We start from the raw sequence: 18,889 nt of genomic DNA, 5'->3' as shown, positions 1-18,889 counted from the left end.
GGAATCACTCCTCGGCCTTGATCACGCCGCGCCGCAGCTGGTCCTCTTCGATGGATTCGAACAGCGCCTTGAAGTTGCCCTCGCCGAAGCCCTGGTTACCCTTGCGCTGGATGATCTCGAAGAAGATCGGGCCGATCACCGTGTTGGTGAAGATCTGCAGCAGGATGCCGTCATCGCCCGGTGCGCCATCGATCAGCAGGTTCAGCTCGCGCAGCTGGTCCAGTGGCTCGCCATGACCGGCGACGCGGCTGTCGACCTTCTCGTAATAGGTCTCCGGGGTGGTCATGAAGTCCACGCCATTGGCGCGCAGCTGGCGCACGGTGGCGTAGATGTCGTCGGTGCTCAGGGCGATGTGCTGGATACCCTCGCCATGGTATTCGCGGATGAATTCCTCGATCTGCGACTTGTCGTCGGCCGACTCGTTGATCGGGATGCGGATCTTGCCACAAGGCGCGGTCATGGCGCGGGAGAACAGGCCGGTGAGCTTGCCCTCGATATCGAAGTAGCGAATCTCGCGGAAGTTGGCGATGCGCTCGTAGAAGCCGGACCATACGTCCATCTGGCCGCGACGCACGTTGTGGGTCAGGTGGTCGATGCACTGCAGGCCGACGGCATTGTCGTTGGGGCTACGGCCTTCGATGTACTCGAAGTCGACGTCGTAGATGTTCTTGTCGCCATAGCGATCCACGAGGTACAGCAAGGAGCCGCCGATGCCCTCGACACAGGGGATATTCAGTTCGCCGAAGTTGGCGTGGCTGCCGACCAGCGTGGCGCCCTGCTGCTCGACGTAGGCAGCCGCCTGGGCCGCATTCTTCACGCGGAACGCCATGGCGCAGGCACTCGGCCCGTGTTTCTCGCCGAAGGCACGGACATGGCCGGTAGGGCTGCCATTGAGGACGATGTTGATGTCGTTCTGCTGGAACAGCCAGACTTCCTTCGAACGATGCTTGGCGGTTTCGGTAAAGCCCATGGCCGTGAACAACTGACGCAGTTGCTCGATGCCTTCGGCGCTCGGTGCGGTGAATTCGACGAACTCGAAACCGTCGGTCCCGATGGGGTTGTGCTGCTCGATCTTGGCCACGGCGTTCATTCTGCCTCCTGATTGTCATTGTTATGGCAAGCGCACGAATGCGTTGCGGACAACCTCATGACAACCGAGCGCAGAGCCGCTCTCAAGATGGCTTGCGGCATCTCGCCGCGGTGGCCGAGTGCAGCAATGGCAATTATTCCTTACAGCCCTGAAAACCTGGCGGGCGGAGCATCCACAGCCCCGTAAAACGTAAGCTTTTCTTTACAGCTTGGTGAGTGGGCTTGCCGCTGGCCGTCAGTCCGGGCGCGCGAAAGCGTAGGCGCGCTCCACCTTGGCCACGCGCGTGACGAAAGCCGAGTACCAGGTGCTGCGTCCCTGCTCGCGGACCTGCGTGTGTTCGGCATGCTCGCGCCAGGCGCGAATGGCCTCCTCGCTCTGCCAGTACGACAGGGTGATCCCCAGCCCGTCGCTGCGCGCCGACTCCACGCCGAGAAAGCCAGGTTGCCGGGCGGCCAGTTCGAGCATGCGCTGCGCCGCCTCGGCGTAGCCGGCATCGACCGGCGTCCGCAGCGAGGTGAACATCACCACGTAATAGGGAGGCTCCGGCGTGGCCGCGATCACGAAGCCTGCTCCAGATGGGCCTCGTGCACCGATTGCACGGCACAGGCCCCGACCAGCCCGGCCACCAGCGGCGGCAGGCGACCTTGCAGCGCGGCCCGCTCGGGCTGGAACAGGGTCGCGATGAAGAACGGATGGTCCTCCAGCTCGATGGCGCGCACCGCACCGGCCTCATCATGCCCGGAGGCCTTCAGCGCCTGCGCCATCAGCGGCTCGACGAAGGCATCGACCAGGCCATAACGGCACAGGTACTGCTCGCTGATTTCGCGCACACCGTACAGCTCGGCGATACGCGATCCCGAAACCAGGTGCACACGCTCGCTGACATCCTGCAGGGCGCAGGCCAGCGGCGCGATCAACGGCGTCTGCGCCTGCGGCGACAGCTCGGCGTGTTCGGCATCCGACCAGCCTAGGCGATTGCGCGCGTACTCGAGCAGCGCATGCTGGAAACCGCCGCAGGTGCCGAGGAACGGTACGCCCTGCTCACGGGCGAAGCGGATCGCACGCAATGCCCCATCGGCACTGACATAGGGGCTGCCCGGTACGCACCAGATGCCGTCATAGGCCATCAGGGCCGCATCGTCGACGATGCTGTCGGTGCCCAGCCAGTCGTGTTCGACCGCCACGCCCAGGGCTTCGGCAGCCAGCCGCAGCGCCTCGGGAATGGCCCGGTGCGCGGTAATCGCCGCATTGAATTCACCCACCAGGGCGACCCTGACTCGACACTTGCTGTACATGCGCATCTCCCCCTCTTGCATGGCGGTTTACCTGCCACTATAAGAGGGCGCTTACGCAATAATAATTGGCAAACTGACAAGCAGGAATTGCAGCGATGCAATATCAGATCGACCACGCCGACCTTTCCCTGGTACTCGCCCTGGTGCGTGGCCGCTCCCTGGCCCGTGCCGCCGAACTGCTGCAGGTGGACGTCTCGACGGTGTTTCGCGCCGTACGGCGGCTGGAGGCCGCACTGGGCGTGGCACTGTTCGAGAAAAGCCGGCGCGGCTACGAGCCCAGCGAGACCGCGCGGGCCCTGGCCGAGCAGGCCGAGCACGCCGAACAGGCACTGGACGCCGCCCGCGTGGCCCTGGAACAGGGCAAGCACGTGGTCAGCGGCACGGTACGCCTGACCTGCACCGACGCGGTCCTGAGCAGCCTGCTGCTGCCGGCACTCGCGCGCTTCATGCCCAACTACCCGGCGCTGTCGCTGGAGCTGGTGACCTCCAACGACTTCGCCAACCTGAGCAGGCGCGATGCCGACCTGGCGCTGCGCCTGACCAACCAGCCACCGGAGCACCTGGTTGGCCGGCGGCTGGCGAAGGTGTCCTACGTGGTCTGCGCACGTGACGACGGGCAGGACCGCAGCGACCTGGCGCGGCAGAGCTGGATCGCCCCGGACGAGTCGATGCCGGACCACGCCACCGTGCTCTGGCGCCTGCGCGAATTGCCGGGGGTCATGCCCAGCTACCGCTGCAGCAGCATGTACGCCGTGTCTCAGCTGACCCGTGCCGGGCTCGGCGTTGCCGCCCTGCCCGACTTCGTCCTGCGCAGCCAGCCCGACCTACGGGCGCTCAGCGAACCCCTGGCCGGCTGCGACACCGAACTCTGGCTGCTGACCCGCCCCGACTGCCGCGCCTTGCGCTCGGTGCAGACGCTGTTCGAGGAGCTGGGCAAGGCGCTGAAAAGCAGCGCCTGAGACAAGCACTCGCAGATATCCGCCTCACGGCACCCCACGTGGGAGGGGATTCAGCCGCGACAGGTCAGTGCCCGCGGGTATCCGCCTGCACGGCACCCCGGATTGCATCCGGGCTACGTGAGTCGAGCCGCGTTGTAGCCCGGATGAAATCCGGGGCCTCAGCGGCAGCGGTCAGTCAACATCGTCCACCTGCAGGAGCGGCTGGGTGGCATTCCGCTTCAGCCGCGAAACCCTGCTTGCAGCGCCGCGCCAAAGCCCCTGCCGGCTCAGCCCTGCTGCAAGTGCCCGTACAGCTTGGCGTACAGCCCGCCCTCGGCGATCAGCTGCTGGTGGTCGCCATCCTCGGCAATGCTGCCGCCATCGAACACCAGCACGCGGTCGGCCTGCTTCACCGCACTCAGGCGGTGAGCAATGATCAGCGTGGTGCGCCCCTCGAGGAACTGCGCCAGGGCTTCGTGCAGGGCATATTCGGTCGCGGCGTCCAGCGCCGAGGTGGCTTCGTCGAGGATCACCACCTTGGGCTCGGCCAGCACCATGCGGGCAATCGCCAGGCGCTGGCGCTGCCCGCCGGACAGGCGCACGCCGCTGCGCCCGACCACGCTGTCGAGGCCCTGCGGCAGCAGCGCGATGGTGTCGGCCAGCTGGGCGATACGCAGCGCCTGCCAGCAGGCTTCGTCACTGCGCTCGCGGCCCATCGTCAGGTTGGCGCGCACCGTATCGTTGAACAGCGCCGGATGCTGCAGCACCACGGCGACGTTGTCGCGCACGCAGTCCAGGCCGATTTCCTCCAGGCTGCTGCCGCCAAAGCGAATGGTGCCGGCCTGCGCCGTGTAAAGGCCGAGCAGCAGCTGCACCAGGGTGCTCTTGCCGCCGCCCGAGGCGCCGACGATGGCCACCTTCTCGCCGGGGCCGATGGACAGATCGAGTCGGTCCAGCACCGGTTCGTCACCATAGGCGAAGGTCAGCCCCTGTACCTCGATGCCGACGGTGTCGCGGCCCTTGAACGGGTCGACCTGGCCGACGTACTGCGGCTCGTCCTGGCGCGCCAGCAGCTCGTTGATGCGCGTCAGCGCACCGCCCGCGGCATAGAAGGCGTACTGCAGGCTGAGCAGCTGCTCGACCGGGCCGATCATGAACCACAGGTAGCTGAACACGGCGAGCATCTGGCCGATGGACAGGTCGGAGAACAGCACGGTGAGCATCGCCGCCGCGCGGAACACATCGATACCGAACTGGAACAGCAGGCCACTGGCGCGGCTGGACGCATCGCTCTTCCACTGCGAGGCCACGGCATAGTCACGCACCTCGCGGGCACGGCCGCCGAGGCGCCCGAGGAAATACCCCTGGCGGTTGCCGGCGCGCACTTCCTGAATCGCTTCCAGGGTTTCGGTCAGCGCCTGGGTGAAGCGCGAGGTGCTGTCGTTCTCCAGCTTCTTCAGGTGCTTGACGCGCTTGCCCAGCAGCACCGTGGCGTAGATCACCAGCGGGTTGAACAGGAGGATCAGCAGCGCCAGCTGCCAGTGCATCCAGATGAGGATGGCCGACGTGCCGACCAGGGTCAGCATCGCCACCAGAAAGCGGCTCAGGGTCTCGCCGACGAACTTGTCCAGGGTGTCCAGGTCGGTGACCAAGTGGGTGGTCACGGTGCCGCCGCCCAGGCTCTCGTACTCGCCGAGGGAAATGCGCTTGAGGCGCTCGATCAGGCGCACGCGGATGCGATAGACGATGTCCTTCGACAACCTGGCGAACAGGCGCGCCTGCAACACGTTGAAGACCAGCGCGGAGCTGCGTAGCAGCAGGGTCAGCAACAGCATCAGGCCGATGTAGCCGGCCGCCGTTTCCCAGCCGGCCGGCAAGAAGCGGTCCATCACCTGGAGCGCGGCGTTGCCATCATGCAGCAGCACTTCGTCGACCAGCAGCGGCAACAACAGGGGAATCGGTACGCTGCACAGGGTCGCCAGCACCGCCACCAGGTTGGCCAGCAGCAGCGCCTTCTTGTGACGCAGGGCCAGGCGCCGAATCTGCGCCCAGCTCAACCTATCAGGCATGGCCGGCACGCTCCAGCCAGCGTCCCAGCAGGGGTGAAAGGGCTTCCAGCGGCTGATAGCCGTTGGTCAGCAGCGCCAGCTGGCCGTCGCGCTCGGCGAGCAGGGTGGGAAAGCCGGCGATGCCGAGGTCCTGCACCCAGGTGAAGTCGGCCAGGGTGGCATCGTGCATCGCCTGGCTGTCGAACGCCTCGGCGAACTCGATGCGCGGGATGCCCGCCTGCTCCGCCAGTTGCACCAGCGCGCCGGCCTGGGTGACATCGGCACCCTCGGTGTAGAAGGCCTGCTGGATCAGCTTGAGCAGTGTCCAGGCACTGCCCGCATCCAGGCTGCGTGCGGTGACCAGGGCGCGACAGGCCGGTTCGGTGTCGTACACCAGGCCCTCCGGCAGGCCGCGCTCGAAGTCGAACAGCTGCCCGGTGCTGGCATTGACCGCCTGCCAGTACCCCAGGTAACGCACCCGCGCTGCCGCATCGACCGCAATCTGGTCGCGCCGCAGGCCACCCACCACGATCTGCAGCGCCACACCGGCTGCGGCGGCCTGCTCGGCAAGCGCTTCGGCGACGGGCGCAAAGCCCCAGCACCAGGAACACATCGGGTCCATCACGTAGAGCAGGCGGCTGGTCATGCATCAGGCCTCGTTCAGTTGGCGGGGGTCTCGGCCAATCGGGTGTGGCTGGTTACGCTGACGCGCCAGCTCAATCTGCTTCTGCCGCTCGCGCGCGCCTTCACGGGTCTTCTCCGGCAGCGAGTCCCAGCAATGCGGGCAACTGACGCCAGGGCTGTAGAACTCGGACTGGCGCTCTTCCACGGAAATCGGCGTGCGGCAGGCATGGCACTGATCGTAGTCGCCTTCCGACAGATCGTGGCGCACGGTCACGCGGTTGTCGAAGACGAAGCAGTCGCCCTGCCACTTGGTCTCTTCCTGCGGTACGTCCTCGAGGTATTTGAGGATGCCGCCCTTGAGGTGGTACACCTCCTCGAAACCTTCGCCGAGCATGTAGCTGGAGGCCTTCTCGCAGCGGATGCCGCCGGTGCAGAACATCGCCACCTTCTTGTGCTTGCTCGGGTCGAAGTGCTGGCGGATGTACTCGGGAAACTCGCGGAACGTCTTGGTCCTGGGGTCGATCGCGCCCTCGAAGGTACCGATCGACACCTCGTAGTCGTTGCGCGTATCGATCAGCAGCACCTCGGGGTCGCTGATCAGGGCATTCCAGTCCTTGGCCTCGACGTAGGTACCGACACGCTGGTTGGGATCGACGCCCGGCACACCGAGGGTGACAATCTCCTTCTTCAGCTTGACCTTGGTGCGATAGAACGGCTGTTCGTCGCAGTAGGATTCCTTGTGGTCGATATCGGCCAGGCGGGCATCCTGGCGGAACCAGGCGAGCAGCGCATCGATGGCCGCGCGGGTGCCGGAAACGGTGCCGTTGATGCCCTCTTCGGCGAGCAGCAGGGTGCCCTTGATGCCGTTGTCGAGCAGGGTTTGCAGCAGGGGTTCGCGCAGCGCCTGGTAATCCGCCAGGGAGACGAATTTATACAGCGCCGCCACGACGATCTTGTCAGTCATGAACAGTTCTCTCAGTAGTCGCCCACGTAAAGGGCGGACCGGGTGACATGAAAAACGCCGGCATGGGCCGGCGCGGGGGCGATTGTAGCAAAGCGGCCAATCAGCGGGGAAAGTTGGCGACAGGGCGCGACAGCCTGCCGCGTAGCCCGGACGCAATCCGGGAACGCTCGCCGCCCCGGATTGCGTCTTCGGCTAGCCCGGCATTGACCTGATTGAGCACAGCGCCACCCGGGAAATCTGCGGCAATGCTGCCGCAGGTTTCATCCGGGCCAGGTCAATGCCCGCCGCGACAGGTCGGCGAAGCGGGCGCCGTGCCCTGCGCAGCCCACTCCTCCGGGGTGTAGGTGTGCAGCGCCAGCGCGTGGATCTGGCCCATCAGCTCACCGACCGTGGCATAGACCTTCTGATGCCGCTTGACCGCGTTCAACCCGGCGAACGCCGGGCTGACGATCACCGCCTTGTAGTGGGTTTCCAGGCCACGGCTGTGCATGTGGCTCTCGTCCAGCACCTCGAGGTGCTCGGGCTGCAGCCCGGCCAGGGCGGTGACGATCAGGTCTTGCTTGGACATCTTGGGCTCCATCAGGGCTGTTTCGGCAGGCCGAGCTCGTTGCTCATGTCGGCCAGCAGCTTGTTCACCTCAGGCACGGCGGTTTCCAGCTTGCCCTGGGTGATCTGTGCCGATTGCGCCGTCAGCATCGGCATCTTCTGCAACACCTTCTGCCCCAGCGGCGACTCGTAGAAGCGGATCAGCTCCTTGAGCTCCTTCTCGTCGAAGTTGCTGGTGTAGAGCTTGACCATGTCCGGCTTCAGCTTGTCCCAGCCCACGGCCTTGTCCAGTGCGGCATTGGCCTTGGCCTGGTAGCTCTCCAGCACGGCCTGCTTGCCTTCCGGCGCCTGGGCAAAACGCTGGGCGAACATCTGCTGCACCTGGCCGTACACCGGCACGGTCAGCTTGTCAGCGTGGGCCAGCTTGAGGAAGCGCTCGGCATCGGCGGCATGGCTGGCGGCATCGGCCATGGCCAGGGACGAGCCGGCGGCGAGCAGTACGGCGGCACACAACTGGTGGAAACGGGGCATGAGTGGTTCCAACGGTGATGAATGAGTCTGGGTAGACTACGGTGCCGGCATTTTGTGCCCTGCGCCAATTTCGCTCAAGCGTCGCGAACTGTGCGCTGGCTCACAGCCGTGTTGCCCACCGGCGCACCCACTGGTCAGTTGCCAAAGTGCCAGTACTTGCTCATGCTTGGGCAGGCTCGGCATTCTGTCTGCCTCCAGCCATTATCTCCAGCAAGGCGTGCGCACTCCTCGACCCGGCAATTGATCGCCAGCCCGCGCACAAACATGGATGTGCTCGATGAACAGCTTCGCCTCACATGCGCCCTTTCGGCTCCAGCCGCTCTGCGACAGCAAGGGCAAACTGCTGGACGAAGCCATTGGCTGGTCCAATCGCCCCCTCGTCGACTGCGCCCTGCGGGGCCACGCCGGACGGCGCAAGCGCTGGAATCACTGGTGCATCACCACCCCGCAGTGGATGCTCTCGCTGACCCTGGCCGATCTCGACTACCTCGGCTACGGCGCCGCCTACTTCCTCGACCTGGAAAGCGGCCAGGCAGTGGCCCACACCCAGCTCCGCCCCTTCGCCCTCGGTTGCCAACTGCCCGACCTGCCCCTGGAAAGCCACTCCTTCAGCCACTCCCGGCTGCAGCTGCGCATCGATGAGCACTCCGGCCGCCTGCGCCTGACCGCTGCGGCGCCCGATATCGGTGGCCAGCCCATGCAGGTGGCACTGGATATCCAGCGCCCGGCCCACCTGGAATCGGTCAATCTGGTCGCGCCCATGCAGAATGGCGGCTTCCACGCCACCAGCCGGCAACTGGGACTGCCCACCGCCGGCAGCCTGCAACTGGGGCGCAAGCACTACAGCTGTACGCCGGGGCAGAGTTTTGCCGCCCTCGATTTCGGCCGGGGCGTCTGGCCGTTGAACAGCTACTGGCAACGCGCCGCGTTCGCCGCCGCTGGCGGCATCGCCGGCAACTTCGGCTCGGGCTGGCTGGACCACAGTGGCCTGTCGGAAAACTCGCTGTGGTTCGGCGGCGAAGTGCAGCAACTGGGCAGCCCGATGCATATCGAGCGGACCTCCCACGCGCCCCTCACCCCCTGGCGCCTGGACAGCGAAGACGACCGCGTATCCCTGCGCTTCGCTCCACGCCAGCTGCACAAGGCCTGCCCCAAGATCGGCCCGTTCCATGCCAACACCGTCCAGCACTTCGGTCATTTCACCGGCGTGCTGCGCGGCCCCAAGGGCGAGCGGGTACCGGTGGACGGCGCGCTGGGCTGGCTGGGAGAGACTCACGCCCGCTGGTAATCGGGGCGATAGAGAAGTTGCGGAACCAGTCTCCGGCAGCGCGACCTAAACTGCCAGCACCCTCGCATTTGCCCCGGAGAACGCCATGAGCCGCACCGAAACCGACAGCATCGGCCCCATCGAAGTCCCCACCGACGCCTACTGGGGCGCGCAGACCCAACGCTCGCTGATCAACTTCGCCATTGGCCAGGAGCGCATGCCGCTGGCCGTGCTGCACGCCCTGGCCCTGATCAAGAAGGCCGCTGCGCGGGTCAACAGCCGCAACGGCGAACTGCCAGCCGACATCGCCCGGCTGATCGAGCAGGCCGCCGACGAAGTGCTCGAAGGCCAGCACGACGCGCAGTTCCCGCTGGTGGTCTGGCAGACCGGCAGCGGCACGCAGAGCAACATGAACGTCAACGAGGTGATCGCCGGCCGCGCCAACGAACTGGCTGGCGGCCAGCGCGGCGGCAAGACCCCGGTGCATCCCAACGATCACGTCAATCGCGCGCAGAGTTCCAACGACTGCTTCCCCACCGCCATGCACATCGCCGCGGTGCAGGACGTTCGCCATTGCCTGCTGCCGGCCCTGGCCGAACTGCGCGACGGCCTGCAGGAGCAGGCGCAGCGCCACGCCAGCCTGGTCAAGACCGGGCGCACGCACATGATGGACGCCACGCCGATCACCTTCGGCCAGGAGCTGTCCGCCTTCGTCGCCCAGCTCGGCCACGCCGAGGCCGCCATCCGCGCGGCGCTGCCTGCGGTGTGCGAACTGGCCCAGGGCGGCACCGCCGTCGGCACCGGCCTGAACGCCCCGGCAGGCTTCGCCGAGGCGATGGCCGCCGAACTGGCGGCGCTGTCCGGCATGCCGCTGACCAGCGCCCCGAACAAGTTCGCCGCCCTCGCCGGCCATGAGCCGCTGGTGCAGCTTTCCGGCGCGCTGAAGACCCTGGCCGTGGCCCTGATGAAGCTGGCCAACGACCTGCGCCTGCTGGGTTCCGGGCCGCGCGCCGGTCTCGCCGAGGTGCGCCTGCCCGCCAACGAACCGGGCAGCTCGATCATGCCCGGCAAGGTCAACCCGACCCAGTGCGAGGCGCTGTCGATGCTCGCCTGCCAGGTGCTGGGCAACGACAGCACCATCAGCTTCGCTGCCAGCCAGGGTCATCTGCAGCTCAACGTGTTCAAGCCGGTGATCATCCACAACCTGCTGCAGTCGATCCGCCTGCTGGCCGACGGCTGCCGCAACTTCCAGCAGCACTGTGTCGCCGACCTGCAGCCGGACGCCGCGCAGATGGCCGCCCACCTGGAGAACGGCCTGATGCTGGTCACCGCGCTCAACCCGCACATTGGCTACGACAAGGCCGCCGAGATCGCCAAGAAGGCCTACAACGAAGGCAGCACGCTGCGCCAGGCCGCGCTGCAGCTCGGCTACCTGAACGACGAGCAGTTCGACCAGTGGGTACGCCCACAGGACATGCTCGGAGCCGGCTGGCATGAGTGAGGGCAAGAGCGGCGCAACGCCGCTGGAAGGAGACGGCAAGCGCATCCTGCTGGTTCTCGGCTCGCCGAAGCAGGACAGCCTCTGTCACGCCCTGGCCGAGGCATTCAGCCACGGTGCACGCGGCAAGGGACACGTGGTGCGCCAGCTCAGGCTCGGGGAAATGCAGTTCGATCCGATACTGCGCGACGGTTATGACCAGAGCCAGAACCTGGAACCGGACCTGCTCGAAGCGCAGCGCCTGATCCACTGGGCCGAACACCTGGTGTTCGTCTATCCCGTCTGGTGGGGTGGCGTGCCGGCCTTGCTCAAGGGCTTCTTCGACCGCGTGTTCCTGCCCGGCTTCGCCTTCAGGTATCGCAATCGCTCGCAGCTCTGGGACAAGCTGCTCAGCGGACGCAGCGCCGACCTGCTGGTGACCATGGACACGCCGCGCTGGTACTTCCGCTGGATCTACGGCGCCCCGGCGCATCGGCAGATGGTGCGCACCATTCTCGGTTTCTGCGGCATCAGGACCCGTCGCCTGAGCGAGTTCGCCCCGGTGCGGCCATCCACCGAAGAGCAGCGCCAGGGCTGGCTGCGCAAGGCCGAAATACTGGGCGCCCGAACCTAGGGTGGCTGACGCTTCACCCATCCACCACAGCGATTCGCAGCCGAACACCCGCACCCTGCATACCCCCGGATTGCATCCGGGCTACGCGCACGATTTACGGATGTATCAGGCCGTAGGGTGGATGACGCTTCACCCATCCACCACAGCGCTTCACTGCCGGACACCCATACCCCGCACATTCCCGGATTGCATCCGGGCTACGCGCACGATTTATGGATGTATCAGGCCGTAGGGTGGATGACGCTTCACCCATCCACCACAGCGCTTCACTGCCGGACACCCACACCTTGCACATCCCCAGATTGCATCCGGGCTACAGCACCAGGCCGTCACTGGCCAGGCTGACGCCTGCCGGCAAGGCATCGGGGTGGTCCAGCAGCCAGGCATCGAAGCTGTGACCGATGTGCGTCAGCACCGCATGGGCCGGCTGCAGGCGAGCGATGATCTCCAAGGCACGGGTCAGGTCGTTGTGATTGCGCGGCGCCACCGGTTGCGGCGCGGTGGAGCAGTCGAGCACCAGCAGATCCAGCGGCGCCCGCTGCAGCTCGGCGCAACTGGCTTCGGGCACGCCGACGGTGTCGGTGAGGTAGGCGATGCGCCTGCCCTGCCCCTGCAACAGGTAGCCGAAGGTCGGCCTGGAGTGGGTCAGCGGCACGGCGGTGACGGTCAATTCGCCCAGCTGGCGACGCTCGAAGGCCGCGAAGGGCTGGCTGAAATCGAGGATGCCGGGGTGCTTGTACAGGTCGGCCAGGCCCTCCGGGTCATCCGGGCCATGCACCGGGATCACCAGGCCCTGGCCCCAGCGCAGGTGCAGCAGCCCCTGGGCGTGGTCGGCGTGGTAATGCGTCTGCAGGATGCCGTTGAAGCTGTGCGGCGGAAAACGCTCGGTCAGGTCGCTCAGGCCGCTGTCGATCAGCCAGCGCTGCGCCCCGCATTCGATCAAAGCCGAGCAGGGCCGGCGGCGGCGTGACGGGTAGACCTGCGCCGCGTCGCAGGCCGCACAGCTGCAGTTGTACACCGGCACCTGGCGGGCATCGCCGGTGCCGAGCAGGGTCAGGCGCATTGGCGCGCCTCGTCGAGCAATTGCAGCAGGCGGCTGACGGTCTGTGGCAACGGCCCGGAGTTGTCCAACACGCAGAGCGGTTGCCCTGACGCCGCAGCGCCGTCCTGCCCCCCGGCGGCAAAGCTGCGGCTGCGCGCCAGGCGCTGCTCGATCTGCTCCGGCGTCTCCCGGCCACGGGCCAGCAGGCGTTGGCGCAGTACCGACTCATCGACCCGCAAGAGGATCGCCAGCAGTTGCGGGTAGCGCTGACGGGCGGCCTCGAGATGGCCGCGCGAACCGTTGATCAGCACGTCCTGCCCGCTGCCCAGCCAGGCGTCGATCTCGCTCGGGATGCCATAGGCCAGGCCGTTGGCACGCCAGCTCAGGGCGAAGGCGCCCTCGCCTTCCAGGCGCTCGAATTCGGCCGGGGTCACGCCCACGGCGTCCTCGCCCACCGACTCGGCGCTACGGGTGATCACCCGCCTGGCGAAACGGCAGCCGTGCGCCTCCAGCGGCGCACGTGCGGCCTGCAACAGGCTGTCCTTGCCCGAGCCCGAAGGCCCCATCAGATAGATCAACCTGCCCTGCATCAGAACACCCTTCGTGCTTGCCGCCATACCTGCTGGATCACCGGCTGCTCGCCATGCGCCCTGGCCTGCAGCAGGTCGGCGCGCAACCCTACGCGAATCTCGCCACGGTCGTCCAGGCCGGCCGCCCTGGCCGGTGCGCGGCTCACGGTGGCGATGGCCGCAGGCAGATCATAGTCGTTGTCCTGCCCCGCCAGCAGCCAGGCGGCGTGCAGCAGGCTGGCCGGATAGTAGTCACTGGAAAGGATATCCAGCACACCGTGACGCGCCAGTTCGGCGGCGGCGATATTGCCGGAGTGCGAACCGCCTCGCACCACGTTCGGCGCCCCCATCAGCACCTTCAGGCCCAGTTGGTGGCTGGCCTCGGCCGCCTCCAGGGTGGTCGGGAACTCGGCGATGGCCATGCCGAAGTCGGCCGACTCCTGCACATGGGCCAGGGTGGCGTCGTCATGGCTGGCCACCGAGATGCCCCGGCCATGGCAGTCCTCGACGATGGCGCGGCGCTGGCGGTCGCTGTACTGGCGCGAATTGGCGATCTGCTCCTGGAGGAACTCCTCCATCTCCGCCGGGCTCAGGTGGTACTTGCCCATGTAGTACTCGCGGTACTTCTCCACCTTGGCGAACTGACGCTGGCCCGGCGAGTGATCCATCACCGACACCAGCGACACCAGTGGGTGCTCCACCAGATCTCGATAGAGGCTCAGCGCATCGGGGTGGCACAGCTCGCAGCGCAGGTGCAGGCGGTGCTCGGCGCGGGTCTGCCCGGCCGCCTCGGCGGCGGCGATGGCCTCGATCATCGCCGGCAATTGCTGCATGCGTCGACCACGCGGGTTGATGTCACCGATGGACAGCGCATCGAACACCGTGGTGATGCCGGCGGCCACGATCTGGGCGTCGTGGGTGAGCACCGCCGACGCCGACGGCCAGTCCACCCCGGGACGCGGGCTCATGTGTTTCTCCAGGTTGTCGGTGTGCAGTTCCACCAACCCCGGCAACAGGTAGTCACCCCCCAGGTCCTGGGCCTGCGCCAGCTGGCTGGCGCCCTCGTCGACAGCGGCGATCAGCCCGTCGCGCAGCAGCAAGGAGCCGAGGAACTCGCGATCGGCGGTGACGATGCGGGCATTGCTGAGAATCTGTTCAGACGACATACACGTACTCCGGTTGCGCCGCGGCGGCGCTCATGTCCAGGTAACGATCGGCCACCGCCTCGCGGGCAGCACGGTCGTGGAAGATGCCGATCAGCGCGCTGCCGGCGGCCTTGGCCTCTGCGATCAGCTGCAGCACCACCTGGCGGTTGGTCTCGTCCAGCGAGGCGGTGGGCTCGTCGAGCAGCAGCAGCGGCCACTCGACCATGAAGCCGCGGGCGATATTGACGCGCTGCTGCTCGCCGCCGGAGAAGGTGCCCGGCGCCAGTTGCCAGAGCGCCTCGGGGATGTTCAGCCGGGTCAGCAGCGCCTTGGCCCGCGCCTCGGCATCGCTGCGCGCCCAGCCGCGCGACAGGGCCGGCTCCATCACCACGTCCAGGGTCGAGACCCGCGGGATGACCCGCAGGAACTGGCTGACGTAGCCCAGGCTCTGCCGGCGTACCGCCAGCACCTGGCGCGGCTCGGCGCCGACCAGTTCCACCGCTTCGCCCTGGTGACGGATGCGGATGCTGCCGCCGGCAGCCAGGTAGTTGCCGTACAGGGTGCGCAGCAGGGTCGACTTGCCTGCGCCGGACTGGCCGTGCAGCACCAGGCACTCGCCGCCGCGCACGCTGAAGTTCAGGTCACGCAGCACCTGCAGGACGACGCCGTTCTGCTGGTGCAGGGTGAAGGTCTTGCTGAGGCCGGTGACCTCGATCAGGTTGTTCATACACACCTCGAATACCCTAGGCACGGTCTGCCCCCTCCCCCAGTCGCGGGAGAGGGGAGAAACGCCCATCTGTCGTAGGGTGGATGGCGCTTTATCCATCCACCGGTGGTGATTCGCTGGTGGATGAGAAGAGCGTCATCCACCCTACGTTTCCCCAGTGCGCGGCACGTTCAGGGCTGCAGCACCGACGACACCAGCAGCTGCGAATAGGGATGCTGCGGATCGTCGAGAATCTGGTCGGTCAGCCCCGCCTCCACCACATGCGAACGGCGCATCACCATCAGTCGATCGGCGAGCAGCCGCGCCACCGCCAGGTCGTGGGTGACGATCACCACCGCCAGGTCCAGCTCGCGTACCAGGCCGCGCAGCAGGTCGAGCAGGCGAGCCTGCACCGACACGTCCAGCCCACCGGTCGGCTCGTCCATGAACACCAGGCGCGGCGCGGAGACCAGGTTGCGGGCGATCTGCAGGCGCTGCTGCATGCCGCCGGAGAAGGTGCGCGGCAGATCGTCGATGCGTGCCGGGTCGATCTCCACCTGACTCAGCCAGTCGAGCCCGGCGGCGCGCAGCTCGCCGTAGTGGCGCACGCCCTGGGCCATCAGCCGTTCGCCGATGTTGGCGCCGGCCGACACCGCCATGCGCAGGCCGTCACGCGGGTTCTGCTCGACGAAGCCCCACTCGGTGCGCAGCAGGGTGCGCCGCTCGGCTTCGCTGGCGCTGTAGAGGTCGAGCCATTGCCCCGTGCGACCGCGATAGCGCACCGCGCCGCGATCCGGCAGGCAGCGCCCGGACAGCAGGCTGAGCAAGGTGGACTTGCCCGAGCCGGACTCGCCGACGATGCCCAGCACTTCGCCGGGATAGAGGTCGAAGCTCACGCCCTGGCAGCCCTTCTCCGGGCCGTACAGGCGGGTCAGGTCACGCGCCGAGAACAGCGGCTCGGCCGTTTCCAGGGCAGGTTGCAGACGTTCGGCGGCGCTCATTGCAGGCTCTCCTCGGTGCGCTGGCGGCAGTAGTCGGTGTCGGAGCAGACGTAGCGTTTGCTGCCGGCGTCGTCGACGATCAGCTCGTCGAGGAACGACTCGCTGCTGCCACAGAATGCGCAGCACTCGTCCCACTGCTGCACGGCGAAGGGGTGATCCTCGAAGTCCAGGCTGACGACACGGGTATAGGGCGGCACCGCGTACAGGCGCTTCTCACGGCCGGCACCGAACAGCATCAGTGCCGGGCTCATGTCCAGCTTGGGGTTGTCGAACTTGGGGATCGGCGACGGATCCATCACGTAGCGCTCGTCCACCGTCACCGGGTAGGCGTAGGCCGTGGCGATGTGGCCGAACGTGGCGATGTCCTCGTACAGCTTCACGTGCATCACGCCGTAGTCCTCCAGCGCATGCATGGTGCGCGTCTCGCTCTCCGACGGTTCGATGAAGCGCAACGGCTCGGGAATCGGCACCTGATAGACCATGATCTGCCCGGCCGCGAGCGGTGTTTCCGGAATGCGGTGACGGGTCTGGATGACGCTGGCCTCCCGCGTGCGCTCGGTGGTGGCGACGCCTGCGGTACGCGCGAAGAAACGACGGATCGAGACCGCGTTGGTGGTGTCGTCGGCGCCCTGGTCGATGACCTTGAGCACATCGTCACGACCGAGAATGGCGGCGGTCAGCTGCATGCCACCGGTGCCCCAGCCATAGGGCAGCGGCATCTCGCGGCCGCCGAACGGCACCTGGTAGCCGGGGATCGCCACAGCCTTGAGCAGGCCGCGACGGATCATGCGCTTGGTCTGTTCGTCCAGGTAGGCGAAGTTGTACGCGGACGCCTCGCGGGCGCCGCTGGTGGTCGAAGGGTTCATCAGCGGTTCTCCTCTGCCGGCGCCTGACGACGCAGCTTGCGGATCAGTTCCAGTTCGGCCTGGAAGTCGACGTAGTGCGGCAACTTCAGGTGCGAGACGAAGCCGGCGGCCTCGACGTTGTCGCAGTGCATCAGCACGAATTCCTCTTCCTGCGCGGGGCCCTGCACCTCTTCGCCGTACTCGCCGGCGCGCAGGGCACGGTCGACCAGCGCCATGCCCATGGCCTTGCGCTCGGCGTAGCCGAAGGCCAGGCCATAGCCACGGGTGAACTGCGCCTGCTCGGCGCTCTCGCCGACGAACTGGTTGACCATCTCGCACTCGGTCACTTCGATGTCGCCCAGCGGCACGGCGAAGCCCAGCTCGCCCGGCGTCATCCACACCTCGATGTCACCAATGCGGATCTCCCCGGCGAAGGGGTGGTTGCGCCCGTAGCCGCGCTGGGTGGAATAGCCCAGCGCCAGGAGGAAGCCCTCGTCACCCCGCGCCAGTGCCTGCAGGCGCTCGGCGCGGCTGGAGGGGAACGCCAGCGGCTCGCGGGTGATGTCCGGCACCGGCGCGGCATCGTCCTGTTCGCGCGCCATCAGCCCCTCCTCGGCGAGAAAATCCAGCACCCGCGGGCAGGGCCTCGGCTCGTCCTGCGCGCCGGACGGCGGCGGCGGATACTCGCCCTCGGCCAGCAGCGCGAAGTCCAGCAGGCGATGGGTGTAGTCGAAGGTCGGGCCGAGCAGCTGGCCGCCGGGCAGGTCCTTGAAGGTCGCGGAGATGCGTCGCTCCAGCTGCATCTGCGTGGTGTTCAGCGGCTCGCTGGCACCGAAGCGCGGCAAGGTGGTGCGGTAGGCGCGCAGCAGGAAGATGGCCTCCATCAGGTCACCTGCGGCCTGCTTGATGGCCAGCGCGGCCAGCTCTTCGTCGTACAGCGAGCCTTCGCTCATCACACGGGCGACGGCCAGTGGCAGTTGCTGGCGAATCTGCTCCACCTCCAGCTCGGCGATGCTGCTATCGCCGCGACGGCGACTGGCCAGGAGCTGGTGAGCGTTGTCGATGGCGCGTTCGCCACCTTTGACGGCGACATACATCAGGCTGCCTCCTCGGTTTCGATCAGCACATGGGTGCTGCGCGGCAGGCCGATGACCTCGGCGCCTGCAGCGAAGAAGCAGTCCAGCCCGCGCGGGAATGCGCTACGGGCCTGGCGCTGCGGCCAGAAGCCGGCCGGCAGTTGCAGGCTGACGCTGCGCACGTCCTTGATACCCGGCCCGCGCCAGCGCAGGGCCGCGCCGGCGTGCAGGTCATCGAGCTGGATCAGCAGCGTGCAGGACTGGTCGGGGTAACGCTCGCTGCCGTTGTCGAAGTCGGAGAGGTCGACCAGCTCGCTCTCGTCGAGCAGGGCGAACAGGGCGATCTCGCGGTCGTCGACGATCGGGCAGCCGCAGTGAAAGGCCAGGTTGGCGCGAATCAGCGGCGTATCGAAACGCGGTGCCAGCCACAGCGGCGTGTCGCTGTCGAGAAAGGCCAGGCACAGGCCATAGGTGGCCGGTGCCAGGTCACCGAGTGGGTGAGCGCGATCCATGGTGCGCGGCTGTCCTGGCTCGGCCAGGGCATTGAGTGCGGCGCGAAAACTGACCTGGGCATCCAGCACCGGGTCATCGAAAGCCGGTTGCAGCCAGTGCGAGCTGTGCGGCGTGTTCATCAATCCTCTCCTCTGACCAGGGTGAAGAACTCCACCTGGGTGGTGGCGGTGCGGGCGGCCCGGGCCAGGCGCTGTTCACGCTGCTGGCGGGCCAGGGGTTCGATCAGGTCGCTGAGCCAGCGGGCCTGGTCGCTACCCTGCAGATGGGCATCGGCCAGGGCCGCCAGCTCGGCGCGGCGCTTGTCGCGGCCGGCCAGGTAGCTGTAGCCGGTACGTCCGTCAGCCAGGCGCACCACGCAGCGCGTGACGGTCATCTCGCCCAGGTTGAAGGCGCTGCCGGTGCCGCCCATGCGCCCGCGCACCAGGGTCATGCCCACCTCGGGCGCGCGGATCAGCTGGTAGGCGCTATCCCTGAGCGCCGCTTCATGGGCATCGAGGGCCTGGCCGGCGCGGGCCAGCACCCCCATCCAGCGCTGGCGCGCGACGGTGTTCGAGTCAAGGTCGTTCATGCGGGTCTCC

21 protein-coding genes are annotated in these 18,889 nt (G+C 67.1%); 4 read left to right on the top strand and 17 right to left on the bottom strand.

All coding sequences use genetic code 11. From position 1 onward, the window contains the following. Nucleotides 1–4 precede the first annotated feature (4 nt). The 3 genes from hppD to EWH21_RS09950 form a co-directional block, all read right to left on the bottom strand. Nucleotides 5–1,090: a 4-hydroxyphenylpyruvate dioxygenase gene (gene hppD, locus EWH21_RS09960; RefSeq protein WP_047587829.1), complete on the bottom strand. Its 1,086-nt coding sequence runs from the start codon at nucleotides 1,088–1,090 to the stop codon at nucleotides 5–7. A gap of 234 nt (nucleotides 1,091–1,324) precedes the next feature. Continuing rightward, nucleotides 1,325–1,651 carry an antibiotic biosynthesis monooxygenase gene (locus EWH21_RS09955; RefSeq protein ID WP_277700411.1) on the bottom strand — a complete coding sequence of 109 codons (327 nt, stop codon included), beginning with the start codon at nucleotides 1,649–1,651 and terminating at the stop codon, nucleotides 1,325–1,327. Further along, on the bottom strand, nucleotides 1,648–2,385 hold the full coding sequence (locus EWH21_RS09950) for a CTP synthase (protein ID WP_277700410.1): 738 nt from the start codon (nucleotides 2,383–2,385) through the stop codon (nucleotides 1,648–1,650). Before EWH21_RS09950 ends, EWH21_RS09955 begins: the two co-directional genes overlap by 4 nt. 95 nt (nucleotides 2,386–2,480) lie before the next feature. Between EWH21_RS09950 and EWH21_RS09945 the strand changes: the two genes are divergently transcribed. Then, nucleotides 2,481–3,344: a LysR family transcriptional regulator gene (locus tag EWH21_RS09945; RefSeq protein ID WP_037056919.1), complete on the top strand. Its 864-nt coding sequence runs from the start codon at nucleotides 2,481–2,483 to the stop codon at nucleotides 3,342–3,344. A 266-nt stretch (nucleotides 3,345–3,610) separates the two neighbouring features. Here EWH21_RS09945 and EWH21_RS09940 read toward each other — a convergent pair whose 3' ends face one another. From EWH21_RS09940 to EWH21_RS09920, 5 genes are all read right to left on the bottom strand, one after another. After that, a complete protein-coding gene (locus EWH21_RS09940) occupies nucleotides 3,611–5,392 on the bottom strand; it encodes an ABC transporter ATP-binding protein (protein ID WP_277700409.1) in 1,782 nt (593 codons plus the stop codon). Next, nucleotides 5,385–6,017: a DsbA family protein gene (locus EWH21_RS09935; RefSeq protein ID WP_277700408.1), complete on the bottom strand. Its 633-nt coding sequence runs from the start codon at nucleotides 6,015–6,017 to the stop codon at nucleotides 5,385–5,387. The genes EWH21_RS09940 and EWH21_RS09935 overlap by 8 nt, the downstream gene beginning before the upstream one ends. Before the next feature lie 3 nt (nucleotides 6,018–6,020). Then, nucleotides 6,021–6,959 (bottom strand): rhodanese-related sulfurtransferase, encoded by a 939-nt coding sequence (locus tag EWH21_RS09930; protein WP_047587840.1) that lies wholly within the window; start codon nucleotides 6,957–6,959, stop codon nucleotides 6,021–6,023. A gap of 274 nt (nucleotides 6,960–7,233) precedes the next feature. After that, a complete protein-coding gene (locus EWH21_RS09925) occupies nucleotides 7,234–7,527 on the bottom strand; it encodes a BolA family protein (RefSeq protein ID WP_037056937.1) in 294 nt (97 codons plus the stop codon). 11 nt (nucleotides 7,528–7,538) lie between these two features. Next, a complete protein-coding gene (locus tag EWH21_RS09920) occupies nucleotides 7,539–7,976 on the bottom strand; it encodes a DUF2059 domain-containing protein (RefSeq protein WP_230622743.1) in 438 nt (145 codons plus the stop codon). 337 nt (nucleotides 7,977–8,313) lie between these two features. Between EWH21_RS09920 and EWH21_RS09915 the strand changes: the two genes are divergently transcribed. The 3 genes from EWH21_RS09915 to EWH21_RS09905 all read left to right on the top strand — a co-directional run bounded on the left by EWH21_RS09915 (nucleotide 8,314) and on the right by EWH21_RS09905 (nucleotide 11,414). Further along, nucleotides 8,314–9,324, top strand: coding sequence for a DUF2804 domain-containing protein (locus tag EWH21_RS09915; RefSeq protein WP_047587846.1), 1,011 nt, complete (start codon nucleotides 8,314–8,316; stop codon nucleotides 9,322–9,324). Between the two features lie 85 nt (nucleotides 9,325–9,409). Further along, nucleotides 9,410–10,804 (top strand): class II fumarate hydratase, encoded by a 1,395-nt coding sequence (locus EWH21_RS09910; RefSeq protein WP_037056931.1) that lies wholly within the window; start codon nucleotides 9,410–9,412, stop codon nucleotides 10,802–10,804. Beyond that, nucleotides 10,797–11,414, top strand: coding sequence for an NAD(P)H-dependent oxidoreductase (locus EWH21_RS09905; protein ID WP_277700407.1), 618 nt, complete (start codon nucleotides 10,797–10,799; stop codon nucleotides 11,412–11,414). The genes EWH21_RS09910 and EWH21_RS09905 overlap by 8 nt, the downstream gene beginning before the upstream one ends. 313 nt (nucleotides 11,415–11,727) lie before the next feature. Here EWH21_RS09905 and phnP read toward each other — a convergent pair whose 3' ends face one another. The 9 genes from phnP to phnG form a co-directional block, all read right to left on the bottom strand. After that, the gene (phnP, locus tag EWH21_RS09900; protein ID WP_047587851.1) at nucleotides 11,728–12,477 is read right to left on the bottom strand and encodes a phosphonate metabolism protein PhnP; all 750 of its coding nucleotides are present in this window, start codon (nucleotides 12,475–12,477) and stop codon (nucleotides 11,728–11,730) included. Next, entirely contained in the window at nucleotides 12,468–13,046 is a 579-nt protein-coding gene (phnN, locus tag EWH21_RS09895) for a phosphonate metabolism protein/1,5-bisphosphokinase (PRPP-forming) PhnN (RefSeq protein WP_277700406.1), read from the bottom strand. Before phnN ends, phnP begins: the two co-directional genes overlap by 10 nt. Continuing rightward, complete coding sequence (locus EWH21_RS09890) at nucleotides 13,046–14,191, bottom strand: alpha-D-ribose 1-methylphosphonate 5-triphosphate diphosphatase (protein WP_277700405.1); 1,146 nt, start codon at nucleotides 14,189–14,191, stop codon at nucleotides 13,046–13,048. Before EWH21_RS09890 ends, phnN begins: the two co-directional genes overlap by 1 nt. Beyond that, a complete protein-coding gene (phnL, locus tag EWH21_RS09885) occupies nucleotides 14,181–14,897 on the bottom strand; it encodes a phosphonate C-P lyase system protein PhnL (protein ID WP_037057166.1) in 717 nt (238 codons plus the stop codon). Before phnL ends, EWH21_RS09890 begins: the two co-directional genes overlap by 11 nt. 170 nt (nucleotides 14,898–15,067) lie before the next feature. Next, entirely contained in the window at nucleotides 15,068–15,877 is an 810-nt protein-coding gene (gene phnK / locus EWH21_RS09880) for a phosphonate C-P lyase system protein PhnK (RefSeq protein WP_150609004.1), read from the bottom strand. Then, nucleotides 15,874–16,743: an alpha-D-ribose 1-methylphosphonate 5-phosphate C-P-lyase PhnJ gene (locus EWH21_RS09875; RefSeq protein WP_037057161.1), complete on the bottom strand. Its 870-nt coding sequence runs from the start codon at nucleotides 16,741–16,743 to the stop codon at nucleotides 15,874–15,876. Before EWH21_RS09875 ends, phnK begins: the two co-directional genes overlap by 4 nt. After that, complete coding sequence (locus tag EWH21_RS09870) at nucleotides 16,743–17,819, bottom strand: carbon-phosphorus lyase complex subunit PhnI (RefSeq protein WP_037057155.1); 1,077 nt, start codon at nucleotides 17,817–17,819, stop codon at nucleotides 16,743–16,745. Before EWH21_RS09870 ends, EWH21_RS09875 begins: the two co-directional genes overlap by 1 nt. Then, on the bottom strand, nucleotides 17,819–18,430 hold the full coding sequence (gene phnH / locus EWH21_RS09865; protein ID WP_037057147.1) for a phosphonate C-P lyase system protein PhnH: 612 nt from the start codon (nucleotides 18,428–18,430) through the stop codon (nucleotides 17,819–17,821). The genes EWH21_RS09870 and phnH overlap by 1 nt, the downstream gene beginning before the upstream one ends. Then, nucleotides 18,430–18,879: a phosphonate C-P lyase system protein PhnG gene (phnG, locus tag EWH21_RS09860; RefSeq protein ID WP_150609000.1), complete on the bottom strand. Its 450-nt coding sequence runs from the start codon at nucleotides 18,877–18,879 to the stop codon at nucleotides 18,430–18,432. Before phnG ends, phnH begins: the two co-directional genes overlap by 1 nt. Nucleotides 18,880–18,889 lie beyond the last annotated feature (10 nt).

Origin of the sequence: Pseudomonas sp. REST10, assembly GCF_029542605.1 — a bacterium.
Classification (GTDB): domain Bacteria; phylum Pseudomonadota; class Gammaproteobacteria; order Pseudomonadales; family Pseudomonadaceae; genus Aquipseudomonas; species Aquipseudomonas khazarica.
Note: the sequence above shows the minus strand (reverse complement) of the source record. Positions and strands in the feature narration are given on the sequence as shown.